Here is an 18,583-nt window from a genome sequence, read left to right on the forward strand (position 1 = left end):
GCAGCCGGCGTCCGAGAGACATTTCGCTGCTCAGGCTTGTGCACAACTCGTCACACCGCGCCGGTGACCGGCCGATCCGGAGACTGCCCGCGGTAGCGCCCGGCGGCTGCTGCCGGGGAACGGAGTCGACGATGAGGATGGTCGCATTCGGTTCCGGGGCACTGCCCCGGATGATCCGCGCTCTGGTCACGGCGGCACTGCTGCTGTCGGGCAGTACGGCAGCAATCCCGGCTGCCGTACAAGCCGACCCACCACCTGCGGCTGCCGACTCCTTCTACGACTACGACCGGCCCCTGACCACCACCGCTCCGGGGGCAGTCCTGCGTTCCCGGCCCGCGCCGTTCGCGTTCCCGAAGTTATCCACACCCATCACCAGCACCCAGGTGCTCTACCGGACCACCAATCAGCAGAACGGCCCCACCGCGGCAGTCACCACCGTGCTCCGACCACTCGTCCCCGGCCCCACGCGACTCCTGTCGTACCACATGGCCTACGACGCCCTCGGATCCCAATGCAACCCCTCGTCCACGCTCACCGGCCGGACCGACAGCCCCGGTGCCATCATGGAGCAGGCCATCATCGCCGGCTATCTAGCCGCCGGATTCACCGTCGTGGTACCCGATTACGAGGGCCTGGATCTGGAGTGGACCGTCGGCCGGCAATCGGGCTACGCCGCCCTCGACGGAATCCGGGCCGCCGAACAGATCCTGGGCCTGCCCGCATCGACACCGGTCGCGATGACCGGATACTCGGGCGGTTCGGTGCCCACCGAATGGGGCGCCGAGCTCGCCCCGCACTACGCCCCCGAACTCGCCCTGATCGGCGCCGCCGCCGGCGGGCTACCCGTCCACCTCGCCCACAACCTCCCCTATGTCAGCGGCAGCGCCAACTGGGCGGGCGTCATCCCGGCCATGGTCGTCTCCTTCCGCCGCGCCTACGGCCTCGACACCGCCGCCTTCCTCTCCGAACGCGGGGCCCAGCTCACCGCCGCTGTGGAGAGCCTGTGCCTCGGGCAGTTCGCCAAACGTTATCCCGGCCTCACCGACGCCGAAATGGTCCGCGCCCCCTACCATTCCCTGCTCGATGTCCCCGCGGCCGCGGCCGCCGTCAACGACAACATCATGGGCACCGCCGGCACACCCACCGTTCCACTGCTGCTCGCCGTAGGCCAGAACGATCCGATCGGCGACTCGGTGATGGTCGCCCGCGATATCGAGGCCCTGGCCCACCAGCACTGCGGCCGCGGCGTCCCGGTAACCTACGCCCGATACCAGCACCACGACCACATCGCCGCCTTCGCCCGCTTCCAGGCCGAGGCCGCCCAGTTCCTCGCCGACCGTTTCGCCGGCACCCCACCCACGACGAACTGCGCATCCATCGGCCCCGGCAACTCCCTCGCACCAGTCCCCATCCCGGCCGGGTGATCGACCGGCCTATCTCAGGCGCCCGCATCCGGCCGGTCCGGACGCAGTGATAGGCCTAGCCTCGGGGCATGATCGTTATCGACGCCGCCGAGGACCCCGGCAAGCACAACGGCGCAGAAGCGGTAAGCGAGTGGCAGCTGCTGAGCCAGCAGCGAGTCACCGATTTCGCCGACGCCAGCGACGACCGCAACCCCCTCCACGTGGATCCTGACTTCGCCCGCACAACTCCCTACGGCTCGACGATCGCGCACGGCTACTACTTCATGGCCACCGCCCCGAGCGTGCTCGAAACCCTGTGGCAGTTCACTGGATTCTCCTTCGCTGTCGCCTACGGTGTCGACCGGATCCGCTTTCCCGCTGCCCTCCCCACCGGCACCCGCTTCAGATTGCGGCTACAGATCATCGCGGCCGAACCAATCCCTGGAGGCGTCCAGGTGCGCACGAACCTCATATTCGAAGGCGAAAGGATCGAAAGCCCGGTCTGCGTAGCCGAATCCCTCTACCGCGCGTATCGATAACCCGCCATCACGGCACAACACCGATGCGTTGGGACAGTTTTCCCAGTTCACCTACCGTCAGGCCACGTCGCATCAATCGACGTATTCGGCCGAACTCCGGCCGGCCTACCCGCCTTCTCACACTGAACCGGATTATGGACATAGCAGACGTGGAGACGGTACGGCCACGATTGTCCTTCGCCCGGTATCGATGTCCGGTGACAGGCAGCAGGGCGTCGCGAGATACGCGGATCGAGTGGTGTCACCATCGGAACATGTCGAAAGATCCCGTAGACCTGGCCGCGAAGTTGTCGCTGTTCTCCGAGCGCTGGTCGCCCAAGGTTGTGGCGCGGCTCAACGATTACGAAATCAAAGTCGTCAAACTGCAAGGCGAGTTCGTGTGGCACAAACACGACGAAACCGACGAACTCTTCTTCGTCATCGACGGTGAACTGATGATCCAGATGCGTGACGGCGACGTCCGGGTCGGGCCGGGGCAGTTGTTCGTCGTGCCGAAGGGTGTCGAGCACTGTCCGATAGCAGACGGGGAAGTGCACGCAATGCTCATCGAACCCGCAGGAGTTCAGAACACCGGCGATGCAGGTGGCCCGCTCACCGCGCAGTATGACGACTCCCTCACATGACGGCGTTCACCGGCGAACCCGAAGGCGGCAAGACCGGTGACAAAGCATTCTTCGACCGGTCGACAGCCGGCTGGACGCCTGGCCCTTGGATCCGGATGCGCTCGCGTGCCACGCTCTCCGCGAATTTTGTTAACTCAGTAGTGCTACCATAATCAAGTGCCGATGTTGATCGACCATGCGCAACGGCGAGCCGAGTTGGCCGCCGCGACCTGGAAAGTGATTCAGCAGAAGGGCGTCGCTGCGGTGTCGCTCCGCACCGTCGCCGCGGCGGCCGGATTGTCCACGGGCTCGCTCCGCCACGTTTTCCCGGCCAAGGCCGATCTACTGGCGTTCTCGATGGAGCTGGTGCACCGGCGTTTCAGCACCCGCGTCGAAAAACACAACAGTTCGCAGACCCCCGACCTCGTGGCGTGGCTCTGCGAACTATTACCGCTGGACGACGAACGCCGGCTGGAGATGGATGTCAATCTCGCCCTCTTCGCCGAAGGGGGAGCCAACCCGCATTCGTTGCGTATGCGGGAGAGCACCGCGACCGGAGTTCACGACGTCTGCCGGCACGCCCTACGGCATCCCGGAATCCGCGCACACCTGCGATCAGACCTCCATCTCGAATGGGAGGTGCCGCGGCTGGCGGTGCTCATCGACGGCCTGGCGCTCCAGCTACAAGCCCGGACCCCGCTATTGGCCCCGGAATTGGCGGTACAGATTCTGCGAGACCACACCGATCGCCTGCGCGCACACTAGCGGGGCGCTTCCCGCAAATACCCGGCGTCGCCGCACGCCGGACATCACCCCAACTCTGGAGCATCAATGGCCTTCCTGCCGAACCGATCCCGGATCGTAGCCACCTGGCGCCGGGCCCCCGCCCCGCTCCACTGGCTGACCTGGTGCGGTGTGGTGAGCATGATCGCGCTCATCGCCCTACCGATCGTCATGACATTCGACCGGACCGGCGTCGAAACGACGATCACACAGGCGAATCCGGATCTGCCGGCAGATCAGCTGAAATTCGCCTGGATCGCCTCCTTGGCCTACACCTACATCCTGCATCTCGCGAACGTCACCGTATTCGTCTGGCTCGGGTGGAAAGTCCTGCTCGGCCGGCGCTGGGCGCGGGTGACACTGACTCTGGTGCTCGTCTTCGTGATCTGCGCGGCGATGATCTCGGCAACGGCCGGCTCCATGTACCTGTGGGCGGTTGTGATCGGTCACCTGACCCACACGGCCGGATTGGCGCTCTTGTGGATCCCCCCTTCGGTGCGCGCCTTCTTCCGCACCGAATCGGCCACCGACCGGACCCCGAAAGTACGTGTGGGAACCATCGGCAACGGGCGACCCGACGGCAGCGACCTGTAGCCGCCCATCCCGCTGAATCAGCCCAGGCTCCGGGCCTCGGAGCCTGGGCTTCCGAACTGCTCCTCCGCTGAGCGCCCGAATTGGGGACGGTCGACCCCCGAAGCAGCATAGGGCGGCACCGAACTATGGCGCGGCGGAGATCTATTCGTAGTGGTGTCGGCACGAGAGAATGCGGATCACCTCGTCCTCGACCCGATAGACCAACCGGTGCTCCTGCGTGATCCGCCTCGACCACCACCCGGCGAGACTGTGCAACAGTGGCTCCGGCTTACCGATTCCGTCGGCTTGGCCATTGACCACGATGTCATCGAAAAGGCGATTGATCTTGCGCGCTGCCGCACGATCGTTGGCGACTGTCCATACGTAGTCGTTCCATGCCTCACTGGAAAACTGCAGCTTCACGCCACACCCGCAGAGTCGTCGTCCGGTACGTCCAGACGTTCGCCCGGAACGAATCCGCCCGCCGCGAATTCTTCCAGCCCGCGCTGCAGATGCCGGGCATTGGCGGGCGTGCCGAGCAGATGGGCGGTTTCCTTCAGCGACTCGTATTCACGAAGCGAAACCACCACCGCCGCCTCGTGACCGGCACGAGTGACGACGACCTCTTCCAGGTCATCGGTCGCGGTGTCGAGCACCTTCGCCAGGGTGGCGCGGGCTTCGGTGTAGGAGATCTGCCTCATGCGCCAACTGTACAGACTTTCTGTACACAGGTCACCGCTGCTGCAGTGATAGATCGTGACAAGGCAGCCGCTGCGGCACCTCGCCGGAGGCGTCGACACGGCGGAAATCAGCTTTTAGAGCTGATTTCCGAGTGGAGCCGCCTAGGAGAATCGAACTCCTGACCTTTTCATTACGAGTGAAGCGCTCTACCGACTGAGCTAAGGCGGCGTGCCTTTCGGCGTCGCGAGTCTATCGTCTCCGGCCGGGGAACGCGAAAACGGGTGGTCAGGAGGTTTGCGCGAGGAGGGTGGCGGCCATTGCGGCGAGGGCGAAACGGGGTTTGACATTGCGATCGAGGGCTTCGCGGCAGGCGAGGACGGCGTCGATCGAGCGGAGCAGGCCCTCGGGGCGGATGCGGGTGGCGAGGGTGCGGGCGCGGTCGGCCATATCGGGGTGGGTCATGGTGAGGCCGGTGGGGTCGCCGAAGCTCACAGCCAAGGCGTCGCGGTAGAGGCCGGCAATATCGAGGAGGGCGCGGTCCAGCGCGTCGCGGCCGGTGCGGGTGGCGCGGGATTTCTGGCGTTTTTCCAGGTCTTTCAGGACGCCCGCGGAACCGCGGGTGGCGCCGGCCGCGCCTTTTCCGGTGCCACCGGCCCCAAGGGCGGTGGCGAGTTCGTCGCGTTCGCGTTCGTCGCGTTCGGCGCTGAGCTCTTTGGCTTCGTCGTCGGCGGCTTTCACCAGCTCGTCCGCCGCGAGGTAGGCGTTACCGCGGAAGACCGCGGCAACCAGGTCGAGCGCCCGCCGGCGGCGGTCGCGGGCCTCGTCGTCGGTGGCGAGGCGGCGGGCGCGGCCCACATGGCCGCCACTCACTGCGGCCGCCCATTCGGCGGTTTCCGCGTCCAGGCCGTCGTGGTCGCGCAATACCTGGGCGATGGCGGACGCCGATGGGGTGATCAGATGGACATGGCGGCAGCGGGAGCGCAGCGTCACCGAGATGTCCTCGGGGTCCACCGAGGGGGCGCACAGCAGGAAAACCGTCCGTTCGGGCGGTTCCTCGACCACCTTGAGCAGAACATTGCCCGCGGCTTCGGTGAGCCGGTCGGCGTCTTCGATCACCACGACCTGCCAGCGGCCGGTGCTGGGGCGGCGGGCAGCGATCTGCACAATTCCACGCATCTCTTTTGTGGAGATACTCAAACCCTCCGGGATCACCCGGCGGACGTCACCGTGGGTTCCGGCCATCGTGGTGGTGCACGCGTGGCACCGGCCGCACCCCGGCCGGTCGGGATCGGTGCATTGCAGTGCCGCGGCGAAGCACAATGCGGCAACGGACCGTCCGGAACCCGGCGGGCCCGTGAACAACCACGAATGTGTCATCGCCGAGTCCGCGGTGCCGGAGCGGCCCGCCACCGCGGCGGCGGTCAGTTCGGCCGCTACCGTCTCCTGCCCCACCAGCCGATCGAAGACGTCCGTCACGTCCGACACCCTAATGGACCCGCTGGGCCTTGCTCATCGGATGGCCCCGGCCGGTCGAGCGGAGGCGGGGCGGGCCTATCCAGCACGCTGAGCGGTGGTGTTCGCACCGTCCAACTGTTCGCGGATGATATCGGCGTGCCCACTGTGGTGGGCGATCTCACGCAGGATGTGCAGGATCAGGAAACGCGCCGACCACCACACCCGGCCGGGTACCCATGGGTTGGTGGGGGTGGGGATGGAGGCGTCGAGGTCGCCCACGGAGCGAATGATTTCCGCGGTGTTCGCCGCGACGATCTCCCATTCCGCGAGCAAACCGGCCACGGTTTCCGAGTCGCCGATGCTGTATTGGCCTTCGAAGTCTTCCAACTTCTGTTCCGCGTTCTCGTCGCGGTCCACGAGCACTTTTGTCCACAGCCGTTCACAACTGACCAGATGGTGCAGCAGCCCACCCAAGGTGAGTTCGCTCGCGGTGGTGCGCTGCCTTGCCTGCTCTTCGCTGATACCCCGCAGGGTGATGCGGAACATCTCGCGCTGTTCGTCCAGCAACTGGATGAGGTCGTCGTGCTCCTGGCGGCCGGCCATCGGCGCTCCTTCTGATCGGTGTCGCGCGTCAGGCTACGGCCCGGGTACGACAACCATCCGTCGTTTCCCAGGGCGGAGAGGTTTCTATTCGTCGTCCTCGGTGGCGCGGCTCGCGGCCTGCTGTGCGGGCGCCTTCTTCGCGGCGGCCTTCTTGGCAGTCGTTTTCTTGGCCGTGGTCTTCTTCGCGGTGGTCGACTTCTTCGCCGCGGTAGTGGTCTTCTTCGCCGCGGTAGTGGTCTTCTTCGCCGCGGCCTTCTTGGCCGGAGCCTTCTTCGCGGTCTTCTTGGCCGCCTTCTTCACCGGCCCCCGCGCGCGACGATCGGCCAGCAGTTCCGAGGCCCGTTCGTCGGTGATCGACTCCACCTCGTCGCCCTTACGCAGGCTGGCGTTGGTTTCCCCGTCGGTGACGTAGGGACCGAATCGCCCGTCCTTGATCACCATCGGTTTATCGGTGGCCGAATCATTGCCGAGTTCCCGCAGCGGCGCAGCGGCCGCGGCCTGTCTACCTCGGCGCTTGGGTTCGGCATACAACTTGAGGGCCTCGTCCAGGGTCACCGTGAAGATCTGGTCCTCGGTGGCCAGCGAACGCGAATCCGTCCCCTTTTTGAGGTAGGGGCCATAGCGCCCGTTCTGCGCGGTGATCTCCTCACCGGAGGCCGGATCGGTACCGACCACCCGCGGCAGCGACAGCAGCTTGAGCGCGTCCTCGAGCGTCACCGTCGCCGGATCCATGGATTTCAGCAGCGAGCCGGTGCGCGGTTTCGGGCCACTGTTCTTCTTCGTCGTCTTCTTCGCCGCCTCGTCCTCCGGCGGTTCTGGCAGGATCTCGGTGACGTACGGCCCGAAACGTCCCTCCTTGACCACGATTTCGTGCCCGGTCACCGGGTCGACACCGAGTGCGCGCCCCTCCTGCGGGGTCGCGAACAGCTTCTCGGCGACATCGGGGGTCAACTCGTCGGGCGGCAGATCGTCGGGCAGATTCGCGCGTTGCGAGGTCGGTTCCGCATCGGGCTTGTCCGGGTCGGTGACCATTCGTTCCAGATACGGCCCGTACCGGCCGACCCGCACCACCACATCGCGGTCCGCGTCATCGGTGAAGAGTTTGATCGAATTGATCACGCGGGCATCGATATCGTCGAGCCGCTCCCCGACCATTTTCTTGAGCCCGCCGGACCGCGCGACCGACCCCTCGGCGCCGTCGTCCCCACCGAAGTAGAAGCTGGACAACCAGTTGCCGCGCTGGGCCCGGCCGGTAGCGATGGCGTCCAGATCGTCTTCCATGGCGGCGGTGAAATCGAAATCGACCAGCCGGCCGAAATGCGACTCCAACAGTCCGGTCACCGAGAACGCCACCCAGGACGGCACCAGTGCGCTACCACGTTTGTAGATATAGCCGCGGTCGAGAATGGTCTTGATGATCGAGGAGTAGGTGGACGGGCGCCCGATGCCCAGCTCCTCGAGCGTTTTGATCAGCGACGCTTCGGTGTATCGGGCAGGCGGATTGGTGCTGTGCCCGTCGGGGTTCAGTTCGACGGCCGTCACGCCCTCGCCCTCCGCGAGCTGCGGCAACCGGGTTTCCGCGTCGTCGGATTGGCCACCTGCCTCCTCGTCGACACTCTCCACGTAGGCCCGGAGGAACCCGGGGAAAGTGATGGTGCGGCCCGAGGCGGAGAACACACACTCCTCGCCGGTACCGGCCGTGCCGGTGATCCGCAGGGTGAGAGTGGTGCCCTTGGCGTCGGCCATCTGTGAGGCGACGGTGCGCTGCCAGATCAGCTCGTAGAGCCGGAACTCGTCGTTGTCCAACCGGGAATGCAGCTGGCCGGGTGTGGCGAAGGTATCACCGGCGGGGCGGATCGCCTCGTGTGCTTCCTGCGCGTTCTTGACCTTGCGGGTGTACTGCCGCGCGGTCGGGTGCACGTACTCCGCGCCGTAGAGCTGGGTCGCCTGGGTGCGGGCAGCATTGATCGCCGACTCCGACAGCGTCGTCGAGTCGGTACGCATATAGGTGATGTAGCCGTTCTCGTACAGCCGCTGCGCGGTGCGCATGGTGCGTTCGGAGGTGAAACGCAGTTTGCGGCCGGCCTCCTGCTGCAGGGTGGAGGTCATGAACGGCGCATACGGTTTGCGGGTGTACGGCTTGGATTCGGCCGAGGTCACCACCAGATCGACACCGTGCAGCGCCTCGGACAACCGTCGAGCGCGGGCCTCATCCAGCACCAGGGCACGCGAATCGGCCTTGAGCTGCCCGTCGGAACCGAAATCCCGGCCGGTGGCGACCCGGGAACCGTCGACATCGACCAGCCGCGCGGAGAACACCCGCGGGTTGGCGGTATCGGATTCCCCGCCGGCGTCCAATCTCGCCGCGATATCCCAGTACTCGGCCGACCGGAACGCCATCCGCTCACGCTCACGCTGCACGACCACCCGGGTCGCGACGGACTGCACCCGGCCCGCCGACAACCGCGGCATGACCTTCTTCCACAGCACCGGGCTGACCTCGTAGCCGTACAGCCGGTCCAGGATGCGCCGGGTTTCCTGCGCGTCGACCAGGTCGTTGTCCAGGTCACGGGTATCGGCGGCGGCCGCCTGGATGGCGGGTTCGGTGATCTCGTGGAAAACCATCCGGCGAACCGGGACCTTCGGCTTCAGCGTCTCCAGCAGATGCCAGGCGATCGCCTCGCCCTCACGGTCGGGGTCGGTGGCGAGGTAGAGCTCGTCGGCGTCGGCCAGCAGTCCCTTGAGTTCGGTGACCTTGCCCTTCTTATCCGGGCTCACCACATAGATGGGTTCGAAATCGTTGTTGACGTCCACCCCGAGCCGGGCCCAGTCCTGCCCCTTGTATTTGGCGGGCACATCGGCGGCGCCGCGCGGCAGATCGCGGATATGCCCCACCGATGCCTCGACCGTATAGTTCCGTCCCAGGTAGGGCGCGATTTTACGAGCCTTTGTCGGGGACTCGACGATCACGAGACGACGCACGGGACGACCCGCCTCGGCTGCGCTACGGTCTCGTGTTGCCACCGGCGAATCCCTTTCCTTCTCGACCCGCTGGACGCTGCTGGGGCGCAGGACGCGGCTGGATGAACAGATGGTGACGACGAACATCACCACCAGACACGTTTATACCTTGACGCTGCGCGTGGTCGAGCGGTTGCGACCATCGGGCGATGGCGCGTCGATGCCGTTCAGTATGCAGGGCGCGGGGCCACCACAGCACGCACGGTAGGTCACGAAGTCGTGCCTTGTCGAGGTGAGCGGTATACGACGACGGTAATCGGCCGTCCGTCCGCGCGTGGCGCAATTCGGACGAGCGGGGCCGGCGATCACCGAGAAGTGTGACGCGACACCATCCGCCGGAGCTCGATCGCGGATGCCCGGAAAATGCGCGGCCGATACCGGGATACCCGGATGCCGCGCGGCCGGAGCGAAAGCCCGGAGGCGCGGCGAGCGCACGACTCGGGCAGGCGCATCGTAACGAGCGGGGCTCACGGCCGCGGAAGTACACATACTGCACATATAGTTCGTCCCTCGCTCCCGTTACGGGATCGAGGGACGAACTGGGAGGTGTACTCGCTCAGCTGAGCGCACGAACTCCGGTGGCCTGCGGGCCTTTGGTGCCCTGACCAACCTCGAACTCGACCTTCTGATTTTCCTCGAGGGTACGGAACCCCGAACCCTGGATTTCGGAGTAGTGGACGAAGACGTCCGCAGAGCCGTCTTCGGGCGCGATGAAGCCGAAGCCCTTCTCCGCGTTGAACCACTTCACAGTTCCCTGTGCCATTCTGTTCCTTCTCTTTTCTTACTCGGAACGGCGGACAACTGAGTTTCGTCCACCGGGCCCGTTCCGAACCCCTGTACTCTGGACACCCGCAGGGCCTTCGTAAGCGGTTCGCAACATCGATCCTGCCAAGGTTTGGACTTTGCATCCGTTCCCTCGAACACAGAAGCTTGCGACCGAGACCCAGTGAACCATGTCTTTGGGAAATTCAACAGCGGAGTTACCGACAATTTGCAAAAAAAATGATCTCGCGAATGCGGCTATAAGGGATAGCCCGGCGGAATCTGAACCTCCGGTATGTTTGCCTACCGATAACCAGCGAGCGGACCGCGTACCCGGCTGTGACCCAGATCGCTATTGGGTATCGAATCCGCAGGCAGCGGGCGGCGGACGACGATGTTTCACATCATCCGGACACGCAGAGGGTGTATCGACATGACTCGCGAGGTCCGATCCGAGGAGAGCTACGGGCGATCGTTGCTGAATCGTGTCCTGCGTGGAGGCGAGGATACCGATTCGCGGCTGACGCATATCGCGGAGGACCCCGGCCGCACGCCCCGGACCGCCGAATGGCCGATCTGGGCGGCGCCTGCGGTGATCGATGCGCTCCGCGAGGACGGTATCGCGGCGCCGTGGAGTCATCAGGCCGCCACCGCCGAACTCGCCCACGGCGGGCAGCACGTGGTCGTATCCACCGGGACCGCCTCCGGTAAATCGCTCGGCTACCACCTCCCGGTGCTCACCGCCCTACACGACGACCCGCGCGCCACGGCGCTGTACATCGCGCCGACCAAAGCTCTCGGCGCCGACCAGTTGCGAATGGTCGGCGAGCTCACCCGGCACGAAGCGTTACGCCGGATCCCGGTGGCCGCCTACGACGGCGATACACCGACGGAGGTCCGTCAGTTGGTACGGGCCGAGGCACGGTGGGTGTTCACCAACCCCGATATGCTGCACCTCGGGCTGCTGCGCTCTCATCAGCGCTGGGCGCGGCTGTTGCGCCGGCTGCGCTATGTGGTTGTCGATGAATGCCACGCCTACCGGGGAATTTTCGGCTCCCACGTGGCACTGGTACTGCGGCGCCTGCGCCGATTGGCCGCCCACTACGGCGCCGATCCGGTGTTCGTGCTCTGCTCCGCAACGGCCGCCGATCCGGCCGCCGCCGCATCGCGGTTGATCGGTTCGGACTGTGCCGCGGTGACCGAGGACGGGTCGCCACGCGGACCGCGTACCGTCGCGTTCTGGGAGCCTCCGCTGCTCACCTCGATACAGGGCGAGAACGGCGCCCCCGTGCGACTGGGCGCCACCACCGAGGCCGCCCGCATCACCGCCGACCTGGTACTCGAAGGGGCCCGCACGCTGACCTTCGCACGCTCTCGGCGGGCCGCGGAGCTGATCGCCCTGCACACCCGGCAGCGACTGACGGAAACCGCCCCTGAACTGGCCGATCGTATCGCCGCCTACCGTGGCGGCTACCTGCCCGAAGACCGCCGCGCACTCGAAGCGGGAATCAACGACGGATCGATACTCGCCGCGGCAACCACCAACGCCCTGGAACTCGGCGTGGATATCGCAGGCCTGGATGCAGTGGTGCTCGCCGGTTTTCCCGGCACCGTGGCCTCGTTCCGTCAGCAGATCGGCCGGGCCGGACGGCGGACCCAGGGAGCGCTGGCGGTATTGGTGGCCCGCGACGATCCACTGGACACCTACCTCGTCCACCACCCGGAAGCCTTGCTGGACCGCCCGGTGGAGGCCACGATAATCGACCCCGCCAACCCCTATGTGCTCGGTCCGCAACTGCTGTGCGCGGCAATGGAGCTACCTCTCGACGACCGCGAGGTCCAGCGCCTCGCCGACCATCACATAGTGGCCGAACTCGCAGGTAAGGGGCTGATTCGCCGGCGCCGGTCGAACGGTGGCGGCCACTACTGGTTCTATACCGCTGCCGAACCACCCCACGATGCGGTCGATGTCCGCGGCGGTATCGGCACCCCGGTGGCGATCGTGGTCGGCGAGACCGGGCGGTTCCTCGGCACGGCGGACGCCGCCCGCGCGCCGGCCACGCTGCATCGGGGAGCGGTACACCTGCACCAGGGCGAGACCTACGTGGTCGACGAACTCGACCTGGACGGCGGCGTCGCATTCGTACGCGAAGAGGCACCGGGTTGGACCACCAGCGCCAGGCAGACCACCTCCCTCACCATTGACTCGATCCGGGAAAGCCGCATGTTCGGGCAGGTCACAGCAGCATTGGCGACGGTGACCGTGCACAGCCAGGTCATCGGTTACCTGCGTACCGCCGTCACCGGCGAGGTACTCGATATGGTCGAGCTCGACCTGCCGCCGCAGCCGTTGCCTACTACCGCGGTGCTCTACACGTTGACCCCGGAGCTGCTGACGCGCGCAGGGATCGCGCCCGCCGATGTCCCCGGCTCATTACACGCCGCCGAACACGCGGCGATCGGGCTGTTGCCGCTGGTCGCGACCTGTGACCGGTGGGATATCGGTGGTGTGTCCACCGACCGGCACCCCGATACCGGTCTCCCCACGGTGTTCGTCTACGACGGACAGGCCGGTGGCGCCGGTTTTGCCGAACGGGGGTACGCCCTGCTGCGGCAGTGGCTGGGAGCCACGCTGGCCGCCGTGGAGTCGTGTTCCTGCCCTGCCGGCTGCCCGTCGTGTGTGCAGTCACCCAAATGCGGAAACGGGAACGATCCGCTGGACAAGGCCGGAGCGATCAGCTTGTTGACCGCGATTCTGACCGAGCCGGCCGAGCCCGGCCGCCCATCCGGCCTTGCTTGACGGGTACACACTGGTCAGTACGTTCGCTGCGTACGGCGGCACTCGGCAACCTGCCCAACCCGTCGTTCGATTTAAGAGGAAGATGATCATGTTAACTGAATTGTTGCCCTGTAACGGATCGGTAGCTGCCGGCAATGCCTCCGAATCAATTCAATAACAAACTCCTATTTCCGGTAGCGAGCCATTAATTGCTCGACCTAAGCGAATGCGGTATTCGTCGTTAACAAATTTCCCCGAAAGCCGATCACTCACCTTCTTCGACCGGACCTGCACGTGCAATGGCTCGTATACCCCGTGACCCGAACGGACCCGCCGGTACTTTTTCTTCGACCTCGATCAGTACGTCCCATCCGGCAACCTCGCACCGGACGACTCCCGCCTTCATGCGCCGGCCGAGCGCTTCGGCAGCGGCGCATCCCGCATCGGCTCCTTCCGGTAGTTCCGCAGCGGCAGTCAGCGCCGCGAGATCGGCTGCCGCCTGCGCCCGGTGCCGGGCCGCGATCACCCCGCCCACGTGCGTAACGAGCACGGTGAGCGCGAGCAACGCGGCCAGCGCGAGGCAGGCGGTCACCGTTGCCGACCCGTCGTCCCGGGAAAGACGCGCGGAATTCGGACTCTCGGCCATATCCGCACCGACGCGCCGGTCCTCCGCAACGGCCGGGTGCGGGCTCGACCGACTCCGGGCCCGCACCCGAGCGGCGCTGCTCTCCGGGAGTTGAGAGGCCGGCTCCCCGTGCTCGGTGCCCCGCCGGCAGGATGGCCGCGCCGAGTGCGTGGCCCGCTCTTCGCGGCGATATCCCACGGGTTCCGCTTTCATACGCCCTCCCCCGGCTCCCGCGCGGCCACCGCTTCGGCACGCAGTTCGAGTGCAGGTAACAGCGGAACATCTGCAGTGACCACCGCGACCACCCGATCGGCCTCGTAGCGCACCGAAATATCGGCCCCGTCCGGGGCGACCTGCCGTGCCGTGGGCTCGGCAGCCGCCCGGTCGCCTCGTGCGGCGAGACGGGCCGCCTCCCTGGCCGCATCGACACAACGCACCTGAGTGACGGCGGCGAAAACCGCACCCACGCACAGTGCGACCGCGGCGGCGAGCGCCCCGAGTGCAATTGCCGCTTCGACAGTCACCGAACCGGCGTCGTCCCGTAGCAGCCCCGGTGCACGCGCAGCCGCAGGCGCTCCGGGGCCGGACCGCCGGTACGTCCCGGTCCGGGCGCTAGACACTTGTGTTCAAAGCCTTTTCGATGATCCCGGTCAACGCGTCGGGAATACTTTCGCCGGTCACCACCGTGTACAGAACAGCACCGAACGCCGCCGCAGCGATCGTGCCGATCGCATATTCCACGGTGCTCATCCCCTCCTCCGCGACCGCGGCATGCAGGAGACGAGCGTTGAACTCCCCGCCGACCGTGCGCAACCGCCGTACCGGCCCGCATTCGCTCACTTTCCACATCTGTATCCCCCTTCTCTCGACCTCGTACGGCCGGTCCGTACGCAGGTACATCTCGGTGTCCGGCGGCGCGGTCACAGCAGCGCACCGCCCAGCACCCGGCCTGCCAGCCCCACGATTACCGGGACGATGCCCAGGCAGACGAACGCCGGCAGGAAGCACAGGCCCAGCGGGCCGCCGATCAGCACTCCGGCGCGCTCGGCCCGCGCGGTCGCCGCTTCCTCGACCAGGGCCCGGTGTTCTTCGGCCAGCTCACCCACCGCCGCCGCCAGCGAAGATCCGGAGCGAGCCGATCGGCGTGCCAGCCGGGCCAGAGCATCGAACTCGGGTGCCGCGGCTTCCGGCCCGGCCGACACCCAGGCGGTGGCCGGGTCGGCGCCCATGGCGAGCAAGTCGGCGGCGTGCTGTAGCGGTGCCGCCAGGCGGGCGGGGCAGGTCGGCACCACGGCGCGGACCGCGGCATCGGTCGGCAAACCGGCACGTAAACACGCCGCCAGCAGATCGAAGAGGGTCGCGGTCGCCACCGGGTCGGCCGGACCGCGCGTGCCGGGTACGGCCGGCCGTCCCTCGACCGGGCGGGCACACAGCCGCGCGATCACCGGCACACGGGCCGGGACCAAGAGCAACGCAGCGGCCAGCAGCAGGCAGGGCCATTCCGGAACGGTGATCATCGGCAGCACCCGCACAGGAGTGGCCGGCAGCCCGGATACCGTCCGGGCTCTGGTCGACACCGAAAACGCCGGTTCGGGCGGCGATCACGGCGCGCAGGCGGGGTCATTGCGATACCACCCGGCGTGTTATCTCGTCGGCCCACAGCAATCCGGCACAGGCCAGGCCGGCGCCGAGCGGCAGGAGATAGGTGCCGATCCCGGAGAAAAGGAGAACGCGTAGCGGGTCGGCCCCCATCAGCTGCCCCAAACCGATGCCCAGCACCGGCAGTACCGCCAGAATGGCGGCCGTGGCCCGGGCACCGGCCAAGGCCGCTTCGGTCCGATTGCGGAATTTGGCCCGGGCTGCCAGGTCGGCGCGGGCCGCCGACAGTAGTTCGGCCAGGGCGAGGCCGTGGCATTCGGCGACCCGCCAAGCATCCGCGACCCGGGCCAGTTCGGTGGCGACGACCGTTCCCGGGCACAGCATTCCGTCGGCCCCGGATCCGCCCAGCCGGCTGCGGGCGGCGCCCACCGCGAACGCCTGTGCCGCGATCCCGGAGGTTTCGCGCGCGGCGACGGCGGCGGCAGCGCTGGGATGCGCGCCCACGTGTAGTTCCGCGATCACGGCCGCCAAGCCGTCGAGCAGGTATCCGCATTCGGTACGGTGCCGCCCGGACCGGCGGGCGCGGCGCACCCGGACCGCAACGGCCGCCCCGACGAGGACTGCGGTGACGAGGGCCCCGCTACCCAGGCTCAGCGCCACCATGGCGCCCAGACCGGCAATGCAGTGGAGAGACCGGTGCACGGGTATTCGACGCCTCGGCTGCGGACGGAAAACCATCAGGTATCGCCGCCGGACAGCCGTTGCCGGGAGAATGAGTAGGCCCACCGCAACACAACCGAGCGCCGCGATCGCCGGCCCGGCCGGCTCTCCCGGCATCATCCGCCCAGCCGTTCTTCGAGCAACCTCGCCAGCAGCTCCGCGCCGGGGGCCGGTCCGCCGGGGCGCCACGCCGGGCAGATCTCGACCCAGCCGTGGCCGTCCCGTCGCACCACGCCGATTTCCCGGAGGATGCGCACACCGTCGGTACGCCGCTGAACGTGCAGTACGACCTGGACCGCGGCGGCCAGCTGACTGTGCAGGGCAGGGCGGTCCATACCGCCCGAACCGGCAAGCGCCTCGAGCCGGGCCGGAACCTCATGGGGCGAGTTGGCATGTACGGTTCCTGCACCGCCGTCGTGTCCGGTGTTGAGGGCGGTGAGCAGGTCCACGACCTCTGCGCCGCGCACCTCCCCCACCACGATGCGATCGGGCCGCATCCGCAGCGCCTGGCGCACCAGATCGCGCAACGTGATCTCGCCGGCGCCTTCGATATTCGCCGGGCGGGCCACCAGCCGGACCACGTGGGGATGTGGCGGCGCGAGTTCGGCGGCATCCTCCACACAGACGATTCGTTCCCCCGCTGCCACCTCGGCGAGCAGCGCCGACAGCAGCGTCGTTTTCCCGGCACCGGTTCCGCCCACCACCAGGAATGCCAGCCGGGCCCGGATGATCTTGCGCAACAGGGTTTTCGCTTCGGCCGAAACTGTCCCTGCCCGGGACAGGGCTTCCAGGCCCTGGGTGGCCGGACGCAGGACACGCAGCGATAGGCAGGTGCCGCCGAGGGCGACCGGAGACAGCACCGCGTGCAGTCGGACACCGAAGTTGTTGCCCAGTACGAGTTCCCGGCCCGAGAGCCGGCCGTCCACCCAGGGTTGCGCGTCGTCGAGCCGACGGCCCGCCGACAGCGCCAGCCGCTGGGCCAGGCGCCGCACCGCGGCCTCGTCGGGAAAGGTTATCGAGGTTTTCTCGACCCCGCGCCCGCGATCGACCCATACCGCGTCGGGCGCCGTCACCAGGACATCGGCAACCGCCGGATCGTGCAGCAGCGGTTCGAGTACGCCGGCGCCGGTGAGTTCGGTCTGCAGCAGCCGCAAGGCACGTAAGAGATCGGTATCACCCAGCATTCCGCCCGCTTCGGCCCGGATGGCCGCGGCGACCCGCGCCGGTTCGGGCTCGGCGGATTCGCCGGCCAGCCGCCGGCGCACCCGGTCCAGAAGTTCGGCCGTGACCACGGGGTCCTCGGCACCGGTGGTCATCCCGGTCGCCGTTCGTCCGGTGGGCTCAGTACCGCGAGAACCGCGTCGCAGGCGGTGCGCAGCGGGCCGCGCGGTAACCGCAGACCACCGCGTTCGAGGCGGGCGCCGAGGCCCGGCTGTGCGCGTACGGCGGCCAGCAGCGGCAGTTCGAGGACCCTCGCGATTTCGTGACCGCGGAGATTACCGGGGGCCGGACCGCGGACGACCAGCCCCTGGTTCGGATTCCGGTCGGCGATCCACCGCGCGACGGCCTCGGCCGCTGCCACCGCGCGCAACCGGGCGGGTACGACGAGCACCACCAGATCCGCGGCGTCCAGTATCCGGTCTACGTGCGGGCCGCGTTCACTCGAGATATCGCAGACGACGAGATCGCCTGCCCCACGGGTGGCTTCGATCACCGCATGGACCGCGGCGGCGCCGATGGGACTCGCCCGGCCCGCGCCGCGGCCGCAGGACAGCACCGACAGGCCCGCGCCGGCGCCGGGTAAGGCGTCGTGTAGTTCGGCGGCGGCCACCCGGCCGTCGTCGATGACCAGATCGGGCCAGCGCAGGCCGGGCGTGCCCTCGATACCGAGCAGCAAATCCAGGCCGCCGCCCTGGGGCACGCCGTCGACGAGCACGGTATGCGGCCGGAACCGGGAGGTGGCCGATCGCAACGCAACCGCTGCGGCCAAGGTCGACGCCCCCGCACCGCCACCGGCACCGGCCAGGGCGATGACGACTCCGCCGTCGGCGTGCTGTTCGGCGTATTCGGCGAACTTCTCGATGAGCCCGACCGCCGCGGCGGGCAGCGTTACCACACGTTCGGCGCCGATCACCGCCGCCGCCTGCCAATCGCCCAGTTCGGGTTCGCCGTCGGTGACGGTGACCACCCCGTTGCGCCGCGGCGGCGCGGCGGCGGCGCATTCCACCGCCGCCCGGGTGTCCAAGACGATGAGTGGCGCCACCGACCAGACGTGCCGGCCCGCCGGTGGGTCGGTTTCCTCGATGCGCCGACCGGCCGCCGCGGCCACCCGGCGGACTTCCTCGCGAAGCGAGTGATCCCGGATGACCACCAGCACAGCGGGTTCGGTGTCTTCCGCGGTGGTCGTGTCGTGGTCCATACGAGCCAGCGTGGCCGAC

19 protein-coding genes and 1 tRNA gene are annotated in these 18,583 nt (G+C 67.5%); 6 read left to right on the forward strand and 14 right to left on the reverse strand.

The window, feature by feature from the left end:
• Positions 1–137 precede the first annotated feature (137 nt).
• The 5 genes from ACFWPH_RS12120 (at position 138) to ACFWPH_RS12140 (ending at position 3,921) form a co-directional block, all read left to right on the forward strand.
• On the forward strand, positions 138–1,424 hold the full coding sequence (locus tag ACFWPH_RS12120; protein ID WP_378750700.1) for a lipase family protein: 1,287 nt from the start codon (positions 138–140) through the stop codon (positions 1,422–1,424).
• Positions 1,425–1,492: 68 nt separating this feature from the next.
• Positions 1,493–1,942 (forward strand): MaoC/PaaZ C-terminal domain-containing protein, encoded by a 450-nt coding sequence (locus ACFWPH_RS12125; protein ID WP_378750175.1) that lies wholly within the window; start codon positions 1,493–1,495, stop codon positions 1,940–1,942.
• Positions 1,943–2,196: 254 nt separating this feature from the next.
• On the forward strand, positions 2,197–2,565 hold the full coding sequence (locus ACFWPH_RS12130; RefSeq protein ID WP_378750177.1) for a cupin domain-containing protein: 369 nt from the start codon (positions 2,197–2,199) through the stop codon (positions 2,563–2,565).
• A gap of 162 nt (positions 2,566–2,727) precedes the next feature.
• Positions 2,728–3,309 (forward strand): TetR/AcrR family transcriptional regulator, encoded by a 582-nt coding sequence (locus ACFWPH_RS12135; protein WP_378750702.1) that lies wholly within the window; start codon positions 2,728–2,730, stop codon positions 3,307–3,309.
• A 66-nt stretch (positions 3,310–3,375) separates the two neighbouring features.
• Entirely contained in the window at positions 3,376–3,921 is a 546-nt protein-coding gene (locus tag ACFWPH_RS12140; RefSeq protein WP_378750179.1) for a hypothetical protein, read from the forward strand.
• A 141-nt stretch (positions 3,922–4,062) separates the two neighbouring features.
• On the opposite strand, the gene ACFWPH_RS12145 is transcribed toward ACFWPH_RS12140, so the two are convergent.
• From ACFWPH_RS12145 to ACFWPH_RS12175, 7 genes are all read right to left on the reverse strand, one after another.
• Positions 4,063–4,323, reverse strand: coding sequence for a Txe/YoeB family addiction module toxin (locus ACFWPH_RS12145; protein ID WP_378750181.1), 261 nt, complete (start codon positions 4,321–4,323; stop codon positions 4,063–4,065).
• Positions 4,320–4,601, reverse strand: a complete 282-nt coding sequence (locus tag ACFWPH_RS12150) for a type II toxin-antitoxin system Phd/YefM family antitoxin (protein ID WP_378750183.1) — start codon at positions 4,599–4,601, stop codon at positions 4,320–4,322. Before ACFWPH_RS12150 ends, ACFWPH_RS12145 begins: the two co-directional genes overlap by 4 nt.
• Before the next feature lie 132 nt (positions 4,602–4,733).
• Positions 4,734–4,809: transfer RNA gene (locus tag ACFWPH_RS12155), tRNA-Thr, on the reverse strand.
• Between the two features lie 57 nt (positions 4,810–4,866).
• Positions 4,867–6,057 carry a DNA polymerase III subunit delta' gene (locus ACFWPH_RS12160; protein ID WP_378750185.1) on the reverse strand — a complete coding sequence of 397 codons (1,191 nt, stop codon included), beginning with the start codon at positions 6,055–6,057 and terminating at the stop codon, positions 4,867–4,869.
• A gap of 75 nt (positions 6,058–6,132) precedes the next feature.
• The gene (locus tag ACFWPH_RS12165; protein ID WP_378750187.1) at positions 6,133–6,639 is read right to left on the reverse strand and encodes a DUF664 domain-containing protein; all 507 of its coding nucleotides are present in this window, start codon (positions 6,637–6,639) and stop codon (positions 6,133–6,135) included.
• Between the two features lie 84 nt (positions 6,640–6,723).
• Entirely contained in the window at positions 6,724–9,609 is a 2,886-nt protein-coding gene (gene topA, locus ACFWPH_RS12170; RefSeq protein ID WP_378750704.1) for a type I DNA topoisomerase, read from the reverse strand.
• A gap of 607 nt (positions 9,610–10,216) precedes the next feature.
• Entirely contained in the window at positions 10,217–10,423 is a 207-nt protein-coding gene (locus tag ACFWPH_RS12175) for a cold-shock protein (RefSeq protein WP_011206895.1), read from the reverse strand.
• A gap of 432 nt (positions 10,424–10,855) precedes the next feature.
• Here ACFWPH_RS12175 and ACFWPH_RS12180 point away from each other — a divergent pair, with 432 nt between their 5' ends.
• Positions 10,856–13,222 carry a DEAD/DEAH box helicase gene (locus ACFWPH_RS12180; RefSeq protein WP_378750189.1) on the forward strand — a complete coding sequence of 789 codons (2,367 nt, stop codon included), beginning with the start codon at positions 10,856–10,858 and terminating at the stop codon, positions 13,220–13,222.
• Positions 13,223–13,466: 244 nt separating this feature from the next.
• On the opposite strand, the gene ACFWPH_RS12185 is transcribed toward ACFWPH_RS12180, so the two are convergent.
• From ACFWPH_RS12185 to ssd, 7 genes are all read right to left on the reverse strand, one after another.
• Positions 13,467–13,847 (reverse strand): Rv3654c family TadE-like protein, encoded by a 381-nt coding sequence (locus tag ACFWPH_RS12185; RefSeq protein ID WP_378750191.1) that lies wholly within the window; start codon positions 13,845–13,847, stop codon positions 13,467–13,469.
• Between the two features lie 188 nt (positions 13,848–14,035).
• Positions 14,036–14,350, reverse strand: a complete 315-nt coding sequence (locus tag ACFWPH_RS12190) for a TadE family type IV pilus minor pilin (protein WP_280418533.1) — start codon at positions 14,348–14,350, stop codon at positions 14,036–14,038.
• 88 nt (positions 14,351–14,438) lie between these two features.
• Complete coding sequence (locus tag ACFWPH_RS12195; protein ID WP_378750706.1) at positions 14,439–14,675, reverse strand: DUF4244 domain-containing protein; 237 nt, start codon at positions 14,673–14,675, stop codon at positions 14,439–14,441.
• 71 nt (positions 14,676–14,746) lie between these two features.
• Positions 14,747–15,343 (reverse strand): type II secretion system F family protein, encoded by a 597-nt coding sequence (locus ACFWPH_RS12200; protein ID WP_378750194.1) that lies wholly within the window; start codon positions 15,341–15,343, stop codon positions 14,747–14,749.
• Between the two features lie 103 nt (positions 15,344–15,446).
• Entirely contained in the window at positions 15,447–16,127 is a 681-nt protein-coding gene (locus ACFWPH_RS12205) for a hypothetical protein (RefSeq protein ID WP_378750196.1), read from the reverse strand.
• Between the two features lie 134 nt (positions 16,128–16,261).
• Positions 16,262–17,461, reverse strand: a complete 1,200-nt coding sequence (locus tag ACFWPH_RS12210) for a TadA family conjugal transfer-associated ATPase (protein WP_378750198.1) — start codon at positions 17,459–17,461, stop codon at positions 16,262–16,264.
• On the reverse strand, positions 17,458–18,564 hold the full coding sequence (gene ssd / locus ACFWPH_RS12215; protein ID WP_378750200.1) for a septum site-determining protein Ssd: 1,107 nt from the start codon (positions 18,562–18,564) through the stop codon (positions 17,458–17,460). Before ssd ends, ACFWPH_RS12210 begins: the two co-directional genes overlap by 4 nt.
• Between the last annotated feature and the right edge of the window lie 19 nt (positions 18,565–18,583).

The organism is Nocardia sp. NPDC058499, from assembly GCF_042719915.1.
Classification (GTDB): domain Bacteria; phylum Actinomycetota; class Actinomycetes; order Mycobacteriales; family Mycobacteriaceae; genus Nocardia.